Source organism: Streptomyces sp. NPDC060028 (assembly GCF_042736725.1).
Taxonomy (GTDB): Bacteria; Actinomycetota; Actinomycetes; order Streptomycetales; family Streptomycetaceae; genus Streptomyces.
Window position 1 is genome coordinate 19275 of the sequence record NZ_JBHWVJ010000095.1, and the last position, 8669, is coordinate 27943.

Consider the following 8669-nt stretch of genomic DNA (forward strand, 5'->3'; position numbering starts at 1 on the left):
GTGCGAGCGCGGCGTCAAGAAGGAGCTCCGCACGCCGTTGTACGGACCGTATGAGGGGTCCTCCCAAGGGAGGGGTGACGTGGTTACACCGTCAGGGAGCGGTCCGTCGGCTTGACCGGGTACGGGAGGGCGCTGGTGCCGGTCAGGAAGCGGTCCACGCCGCGGGCGGCCGAGCGGCCTTCCGCGATGGCCCAGACGATGAGCGACTGGCCGCGGCCCGCGTCGCCGGCGACGAAGACGCCGTCGACGTTGGTCGCGTAGGACGCGTCGCGGACGACGTTGCCGCGGGCGTCCAGCTCCAGGCCGAACTGGCCCACCAGGCCGTTGGCCTGGTCGGTGCCGGTGAAGCCCATCGCCAGGGTGACCAGCTGCGCGGGGAGGACGCGCTCGGTGCCGGGCTTCTGGACGAGCTTGCCGTCGACGAACTCGACCTCGACCAGGTGCAGGGCCTGGACGTTGCCGTCCTCGTCGCCCTCGAAGTGGGTGGTGGAGACGGAGTAGACCCGCTCGCCGCCCTCCTCGTGCGCCGAGGTGACCTTGTACAGCATCGGGAACGTCGGCCAGGGCTGCCCCGTGGGGCGGTCCTCGGACGGCTTCGGCATGATCTCCAGCTGCGTGACCGAGGCCGCGCCCTGGCGGTGGGCGGTGCCCACGCAGTCCGCGCCGGTGTCGCCGCCGCCGATGACGACCACGTGCTTGCCCTCGGCCGTGATGGGGGGCGCCACGTAGTCGCCCTCCTGGACCTTGTTCGCGAGGGGGAGGTACTCCATCGCGAAGTGGATCCCGCGCAGTTCACGGCCCGGGACCGGCAGGTCGCGGGAGACCGTGGCGCCCGCCGCGATCACGACGGCGTCGTACCGCTTGCGCAGCTTGACGGCGTCCAGGTCGCGGCCGATCTCCACGCCCGTACGGAACTTGGTGCCCTCCGCACGCATCTGCTCGATGCGGCGGTTGATGTGCACCTTCTCCATCTTGAACTCGGGGATGCCGTAGCGCAGCAGGCCGCCGATGCGGTCCGCCCGCTCGTACACGGCGACCGTGTGGCCGGCCCGCGTCAGCTGCTGGGCGGCGGCCAGACCCGCCGGGCCGGAGCCGATGACGGCCACGGTCTTGCCGGACAGGCGCTCCGGCGGCTGCGGAGTGACGTCGCCGTTGTCCCAGGCCTTGTCGATGATCGAGACTTCGACGTTCTTGATCGTGACGGCCGGCTGGTTGATGCCCAGCACGCACGCCGACTCGCACGGAGCGGGGCACAGACGGCCCGTGAACTCCGGGAAGTTGTTCGTTGCGTGCAGACGCTCGGAGGCGGCGGTCCAGTCCTCGCGGTACGCGAAGTCGTTCCACTCCGGGATCAGGTTCCCGAGCGGGCAGCCGTTGTGACAGAACGGGATGCCGCAGTCCATGCAGCGCCCGGCCTGCTTGCTGATGACCGGGAGCAGCGAGCCCGGGACGTAGACCTCGTTCCAGTCCTTCAGCCGGTCGGCCACGGGACGGGTGCAGGCGGTCTCGCGCGGGGTGGTGAGGAAGCCCTTAGGGTCAGCCATTGGTCGCCGCCTCCATCATCTTCTCGGTGGTCTCGGACTCCGAGAGTCCGGCCAGCTCAGCGGCGTCCTTGGCGGCGAGCACTGCCTTGTAAGCGGTCGGGATGATCTTGCTGAACCGGTCCACCGCGACGGACCAGTCAGCCAGGAGCTTCGCGGCCACGGTCGAGCCGGTCTCCTCCTCGTGGCGGCGCACCACGTCGTGCAGCCACTGCTTGTCCGCGTCGGCCAGGACGGTCTCGACGGCGCCCGCGTTGCCGACGTTGACGTTGTCGGGGTCGAGGTCGATGACGTACGCGACGCCGCCCGACATGCCGGCCGCGAAGTTGCGGCCCGTCTCGCCGAGGACGACGGCGTGGCCACCGGTCATGTACTCGCAGCCGTGGTCGCCCACGCCCTCCGAGACGACCAGTGCACCCGAGTTGCGGACGCAGAAACGTTCGCCGGTGCGGCCGCGCAGGAACATCTCGCCGCCGGTGGCTCCGTAGCCGATGGTGTTGCCGGCGATGGTGGAGTACTCGGCGAGGTGGTCGGCGCCGCGGTCCGGGCGGACCACGACTCGGCCGCCGGAGAGGCCCTTGCCGACGTAGTCGTTGGCGTCGCCCTCCAGGCGCAGGGTGATGCCGCTCGGCAGGAAGGCGCCGAAGGACTGGCCGGCGCTGCCCGTGAAGGTCAGGTCGATGGTGTTGTCGGGCAGGCCCGCGCCACCGAACTTCTTGGTGACGTGGTGGCCGAGCATGGTGCCGACGGTCCGGTTGATGTTGCGGATCGCGACCTGGGCGCGGACCGGCTGGGCGTTCTCGGCGGAGTCGGCGTTCAGCGCGTCGGCCGCGAGTTCGATGAGCTCGTTGTCGAGGGCCTTGGCCAGACCGTGGTCCTGCTCGATGAGGGCGTGGCGGACCGCACCGTCGGGCAGCTCGGGCACGTAGAAGAGGGGCTCGAGGTCGAGGCCCTGCGCCTTCCAGTGCGTGACGGCCTTGCTGGTGTCGAGCAGTTCGGCGTGACCGACGGCCTCCTCGATCGAGCGGAAGCCCAGCTCGGCGAGGAGCTCGCGCACCTCCTGCGCGATGAACTCGAAGAAGTTGACGACGAACTCGGGCTTGCCGGAGAACCGGTCGCGCAGGACCGGGTTCTGGGTGGCGATGCCGACCGGGCAGGTGTCCAGGTGGCAGACGCGCATCATGACGCAGCCGGAGACGACGAGCGGCGCGGTCGCGAAACCGAACTCCTCGGCGCCGAGCAGCGCGGCGATGACCACGTCGCGGCCGGTCTTGAGCTGGCCGTCCGTCTGGACCACGATGCGGTCGCGCAGCCCGTTGAGCAGCAGGGTCTGCTGGGTCTCGGCGAGGCCGAGCTCCCAGGGACCGCCCGCGTGCTTCAGCGAGGTGAGCGGGGAGGCGCCCGTACCGCCGTCGTGGCCGGAGATGAGGACGACGTCCGCGTGCGCCTTGGAGACGCCCGCCGCGACGGTGCCCACGCCGACCTCGGAGACCAGCTTCACGTGGATGCGGGCGACCGGGTTGGCGTTCTTGAGGTCGTGGATCAGCTGAGCCAGGTCCTCGATGGAGTAGATGTCGTGGTGCGGCGGCGGGGAGATCAGGCCGACACCCGGGGTGGAGTGCCGGGTCTTGGCGACCCACGGGTAGACCTTGTGGCCGGGCAGCTGGCCGCCCTCGCCGGGCTTGGCGCCCTGGGCCATCTTGATCTGGATGTCGTCCGCGTTGACCAGGTACTCGCTCGTGACACCGAAGCGGCCGGAGGCGACCTGCTTGATGGAGGAGCGGCGCGCCGGGTCGTACAGGCGGTCCGGGTCCTCGCCGCCCTCACCGGTGTTGGACTTGGCGCCCAACTGGTTCATCGCGATGGCGAGGGTCTCGTGCGCCTCCTTGGAGATGGAGCCGTACGACATGGCGCCGGTGGAGAAGCGCTTGACGATGTCGGCGACCGACTCGACCTCGTCGACGGAGATCGACGGCCGGGCCCCCGACTCATCGGTCCGGAATCCGAAGAGCCCGCGGAGCGTCATCAGGCGCTCGGACTGCTCGTTCACCCGGTCCGTGTACTGCTTGAAGATGTCGTACCGGCGGTTGCGGGTGGCGTGCTGGAGGCGGAAGACCGTCTCCGGGTCGAACAGGTGCGGCTCGCCCTCGCGGCGCCACTGGTACTCGCCGCCGATCTCCAGCGCGCGGTGCGTGGCCGCGATGCCGGAGGCCGGGTACGCCTTGGCGTGGCGCGCGGCCACCTCCTTGGCGATGACGTCCAGGCCCGCGCCGCCGATCTTGGTGGCGGTGCCGTTGAAGTAGGTCTCGACGAACTCGTCGTTCAGGCCGACGGCCTCGAAGACCTGGGCGCCGCGGTAGGAGGCGACGGTGGAGATGCCCATCTTGGACATGACCTTCAGGACGCCCTTGCCGAGCGCGTAGATCAGGTTCTTGATGGCCTGCTCCGGCTCCAGGCCGGACAGGAAGGTGCCCGCGCGCAGCAGGTCCTCGACGGACTCCATGGCGAGGTACGGGTTCACGGCCGCGGCGCCGTAGCCGATGAGCAGCGCGACGTGGTGGACCTCGCGGACGTCGCCGGCCTCGACCAGCAGCCCCACCTGGGTGCGCTGCTTGGTGGCGATGAGGTGGTGGTGCACGGCGGAGGTGAGCAGCAGCGACGGGATCGGCGCGTGCTCGGCGTCCGAGTGGCGGTCCGAGAGGACGATCAGGCGGGCGCCGTTCTCGATGGCCGCGTCGGCCTCGGCGCGGATCTCCGCGATCCGCGCGGCCAGCGCGTCGCCGCCGCCCGAGACCCGGTAGAGGCCCGAGAGGGTGGCCGCCTTCATCCCCGGCATGTCGCCGTCGGCGTTGACGTGTATCAGCTTGGCGAGCTCGTCGTTGTCGATCACCGGGAAGGGCAGGGTGACGCTGCGGCAGGACGCGGCGTTCGGGTCCAGCAGGTTGCCCTGGGGGCCGAGCGAGGACAGCAGCGAGGTGACGAGCTCCTCGCGGATGGCGTCCAGCGGCGGGTTGGTGACCTGCGCGAAGAGCTGCGTGAAGTAGTCGAAAAGCAGCCGCGGGCGCTCGGACAGGGCCGCGATCGGGGAGTCCGTACCCATGGAGCCGAGCGGCTCGCCGGCGGTACGGGCCATCGGCGCGAGGATGACGCGCAGCTCTTCCTCGGTGTAGCCGAAGGTCTGCTGGCGGCGGGTGACCGAGGCGTGGGTGTGGACGATGTGCTCGCGCTCGGGCAGGTCCGACAGCTCGATCTCGCCGGTCTCCAGCCATTCGGCGTACGGAGCGGCGCCGGCGAGCTCGGACTTGATCTCGTCGTCCTCGATGATCCGCTTCTGGGCGGTGTCGACGAGGAACATCTTGCCGGGCTGCAGGCGGCCCTTGCGGACGACCTTGGCCGGGTCGATGTCGAGCACGCCGACCTCGGAGCCCAGCACGACGAGGCCGTCGTCGGTGACCCAGTAGCGGCCGGGGCGCAGGCCGTTTCGGTCCAGGACCGCGCCGACCTGGGTGCCGTCGGTGAAGGTGACGCAGGCCGGGCCGTCCCAGGGCTCCATCTGCGTGGAGTGGTACTTGTAGAACGCGCGGCGGGCCGGGTCCATCGAGGTGTGGTTCTCCCACGCCTCGGGGATCATCATCAGCACGCTGTGCGGCAGGGAGCGGCCGCCGAGGTGGAGCAGCTCCAGGACCTCGTCGAAGGAGGCGGAGTCGGAGGCGTCCGGGGTGCAGATCGGGAAGATCCGGTCCAGTGCGCCCTCGCCGAAGGCGTCCGACACCAGCTGGGACTCGCGGGCCTTCATCCAGTTGCGGTTGCCCTTGACCGTGTTGATCTCGCCGTTGTGCGCGACGAAGCGGTACGGGTGGGCGAGCGGCCAGGACGGGAAGGTGTTCGTCGAGAACCGCGAGTGGACCAGCGCGAGCGTGGAGGCGAAGCGGCGGTCGGAGAGGTCCGGGAAGAAGGGCTCCAGCTGGCCGGTGGTCAGCATGCCCTTGTAGACGATGGTGCGGGCGGAGAGCGACGGGAAGTAGACCCCGGCCTCGCGCTCGGCGCGCTTGCGCAGCACGAAGGCCTTGCGGTCCAGCTCGATGCCGCTGGTGCCTCCACCGGACACGAACAGCTGGGAGAAGGCCGGCATGGTGGCGCGGGCGCCGTTGCCGAGCAGGTCGGGCGTCACCGGGACCTCGCGCCAGCCGAGGACCGTCAGGTTCTCCTCGGCGGCGATGGCCTCGATCTGCTCCACGGCGACGGCCTGTGCGGTGCCGTCGGCGGGGAGGAAGGCGATGCCGACGGCGTACGCGCCGGCGGCGGGGAGCTCGAATCTGGTGACCTCGCGCAGGAACGCGTCCGGTACCTGGGAGAGGATTCCGGCGCCGTCGCCCGAGTCGGGCTCGGATCCGGTGGCGCCTCGGTGCTCAAGGTTCCGCAATACGGTCAGCGCCTGCTCGACGAGCGTGTGGGTCGCCTCGCCGGTGAGGTTCGCCACGAAACCGACGCCACAGGCGTCCTTCTCGTTGCGCGGGTCGTACATGCCCTGCTGGGCGGGGCGACCGTCCATGGGCGACCAGGCGGTGTTGCTGAGGCCGGTCGCGGAGTGCGTGGATGCGGAACGCATCGGCTCTCCCGTCGTCGTCGTGGCATATGTGCATAGCCGAGGGACGACGTTGGCCCTCTGCGAAATTTCGTGCAGATTACATGATGACGACAATCCCGAGAAGCGGATATGCCATTCCAGCATGCGGACACTGCGCGAAGCAGAAAAGAGGGGACTTTCGCAGGCGTGGGGCCGAATCGACCACGGGGCGAAGGTCCCGACGCGGGGTGGGCCTCATTGCCCGCAGCGCCCTGGTCTGATGCCCGGCGGACATGGGATCGAAACCGCCGAGTAACTGACTACTTATGTTGCGTGCTGCATAGTGTCTCACTCCCAGCGTGGTCAGCCTATGGCTCCGCCGATCCAGGTTCCCAGGATGTACGTCACACCCGCGGCCGCGCCACCCAGGACGAGCTGCCGCAGACCGCTGTACCACCAGGACCTGGCGGTGACCCGGGAGACGACCGCGCCGCAGGCGAAGAGCCCCACCAGGGCCAGCAGCACCGCGGGCCACAGGCTCGTGGCGCCGAGCAGGTACGGCAGTACGGGGAGCAGCGCGCCCAGCGCGAAGGACCCGAAGGAGGACACGGCCGCGACCAGCGGCGACGGCAGGTCGTCGGGGTCGATCCCGAGCTCCTCGCGGGCGTGGATCTCCAGCGCCTGCTCGGGGTCGCGGGACAGTTGCATGGCCACCTCGCGGGCCAGCGCCGGCTCGACCCCGCGCGAGACGTAGAGCTCGGCGAGCTCCTCCATCTCGTCGACCGGGTGCCCCAGCAACTGCTGGCGCTCTATGTCGAGTTCGGCCAGGACGAGCTCACGCTGCGAGGCGACCGAGGTGTACTCTCCGGCCGCCATCGAGAAGGCGCCGGCGGCGAGGCCGGCCAGGCCGGTGACCACGATGGTGTGCGGGGCAACGGCGCCGCCGGCCACACCGGTCATCAGGGCGAGGTTCGAGACGAGGCCGTCCATCGCACCGAAAACAGCCGGCCGCAGCCATCCGCCGTTGACGTCGCGGTGCGTGTGATTGTCACGGTGGGCGGTGTGCAGCGGTGCTTCGATGTCGATGATGGACATGCCGGTCATCTCCCCTTTTGTACGAGTGGGTACGCGGAGGCAACGCCGCGCACGACACGCAGGCACCCACTCCCCCTGAACACCTCGAAACTACGCACGATTTCGGTCGCCCGCCAGCAAGGTAGGCCGTACTTACCTGGGGTTTTACGGGTCGGCGACCGGGTGACGACGATGCGGGCGGGGTGTTTCACGACGAGCGACAAACCGTATGCCGTGGCACAAATCCCCCAAGGGCTCAAGATGAGTCCATCAAGTGGAGAGGCGCGCCATGGAGCTGATTGCATGCAATCCGCAGGTCCTCCTCGAACGGGCCCGGGGCGCTCTTCTCGGACTCGCGGTGGGTGACGCGCTGGGCGCCCCCGCGGAGAACATGAAGCCGTCGCAGATCCGGGCGAAGTGGGGCCGGATCGAGGGCTTCGTGTCGGAGGACCCGGCGGGCACGGACGACACCGAGTACGCGATCTTCTCGGGGCTGCTGCTGGCCCGCCACGGCTCGGCGCTCACGGTCTCGCACGTGGAGCGGGCCTGGCACCACTGGATCGCGGACCTCGACGAGGGACCGTTCCGCGGGGCCGGCTTCTCCGAGCGGGGCACGCTGGAGAACCTCCGGCGCGGGCTCGCGGCCCCGATCTCGGCGCAGCACCGCCACGCGTGGTCGGACGGCCTGGCCATGCGGGCGGCCCCCTTCGGGGTCTTCGCGGCGGGCCGCCCGGCGGAGGCGGCGCGCCTGGTCGCGATCGACGGCTGCGTGAGCCACGACGGCGAGGGCATCTACGGCGGCCAGGCGGTGGCGGCGGGGGTCGCGGCGGCGATGGCGGGCGGCAGCGCGGCCTCGGTGATCTCGGCGGCACTGTCGGTCATCCCGTCCGACTCCTGGACGGCCCGCTCCCTGCGCCGGGCGGTGACGGCCGCCCCGCGCGGCGAGCGGGCGGTCCGCTCGGCGGTCGTGATCGGCGGCTACCCGTGGACGGACCTGGCCCCCGAGGCCGTCGGACTCGCCTTCGGGGCGTTCGCCGCGTACGGCGGCGACTTCGCGGGCTCGGTGCTGATGGCGGTGAACATGGGCCGGGACGCGGACACCACGGCGGCGGTGGCGGGCGCGCTGTCCGGTGCGATGGCCGGTACCTCCGCGATCCCTTCCACCTGGTCCTCGGCGATCGGCCCGGTCCGCGGCAGCTGCCTCCCCTCGATGCGCGGCTACCACGTCCTGGACATCGCGGACCTCCTCACCCCGGAATACGAGACCCCCCGATGACCCCACCCCCGGCCCCCGCGCCCTTCACCCCGGACCCCCTGTCCGAGCTGCCCCCTACGGCCGGACCCCCGCCGACGGCGGCTCCGGCGACGGTGTCGGCTCCCGTGTCCGCCCCGGCCGTCGCGCCTGCGCCGGCGGCGGCGTGGGGCCCCGCGCCGGCGTCCACGCACGCACGGGAGCCCGCGTCGGCCCCGGGGCCCGGGGCCGCGGC

At 70.8% G+C, this 8669-nt stretch carries 4 protein-coding genes and 1 pseudogene; 2 read left to right on the forward strand and 3 right to left on the reverse strand.

What is annotated here, in order from left to right:
* Positions 1-83 precede the first annotated feature (83 nt).
* From ACFWBF_RS32030 to ACFWBF_RS32040, 3 genes are all read right to left on the reverse strand, one after another.
* Positions 84-1544 (reverse strand): glutamate synthase subunit beta, encoded by a 1461-nt coding sequence (locus ACFWBF_RS32030; RefSeq protein ID WP_385608061.1) that lies wholly within the window; start codon positions 1542-1544, stop codon positions 84-86.
* Positions 1537-6093, reverse strand: coding sequence for a glutamate synthase large subunit (gene gltB / locus ACFWBF_RS32035; protein ID WP_385608065.1), 4557 nt, complete (start codon positions 6091-6093; stop codon positions 1537-1539). Before gltB ends, ACFWBF_RS32030 begins: the two co-directional genes overlap by 8 nt.
* Before the next feature lie 378 nt (positions 6094-6471).
* A complete protein-coding gene (locus ACFWBF_RS32040; RefSeq protein ID WP_385608067.1) occupies positions 6472-7203 on the reverse strand; it encodes a VIT1/CCC1 transporter family protein in 732 nt (243 codons plus the stop codon).
* Between the two features lie 268 nt (positions 7204-7471).
* On the opposite strand from ACFWBF_RS32040, the gene ACFWBF_RS32045 reads away from it, so the two are divergent.
* Both ACFWBF_RS32045 and ACFWBF_RS32050 read left to right on the forward strand, forming a co-directional pair.
* Positions 7472-8458, forward strand: coding sequence for an ADP-ribosylglycohydrolase family protein (locus ACFWBF_RS32045; protein WP_385608063.1), 987 nt, complete (start codon positions 7472-7474; stop codon positions 8456-8458).
* Positions 8455-8669 (forward strand): annotated as a pseudogene (locus tag ACFWBF_RS32050) (hypothetical protein); the annotation flags it as partial. The gene ACFWBF_RS32045 and the pseudogene ACFWBF_RS32050, both read left to right, overlap by 4 nt.

Bases quoted from the DNA above. Each gene is read 5' to 3' on its own strand.
- ACFWBF_RS32045 (WP_385608063.1), top strand. From the start codon at position 7,472: ATGGAGCTGATTGCATGCAATCCGCAGGTCCTCCTCGAACGGGCCCGG.
- ACFWBF_RS32040 (WP_385608067.1), bottom strand. From the start codon at position 7,203: ATGTCCATCATCGACATCGAAGCACCGCTGCACACCGCCCACCGTGAC.
- ACFWBF_RS32030 (WP_385608061.1), bottom strand. From the start codon at position 1,544: ATGGCTGACCCTAAGGGCTTCCTCACCACCCCGCGCGAGACCGCCTGC.
- gltB (WP_385608065.1), bottom strand. From the start codon at position 6,093: ATGGACGGTCGCCCCGCCCAGCAGGGCATGTACGACCCGCGCAACGAG.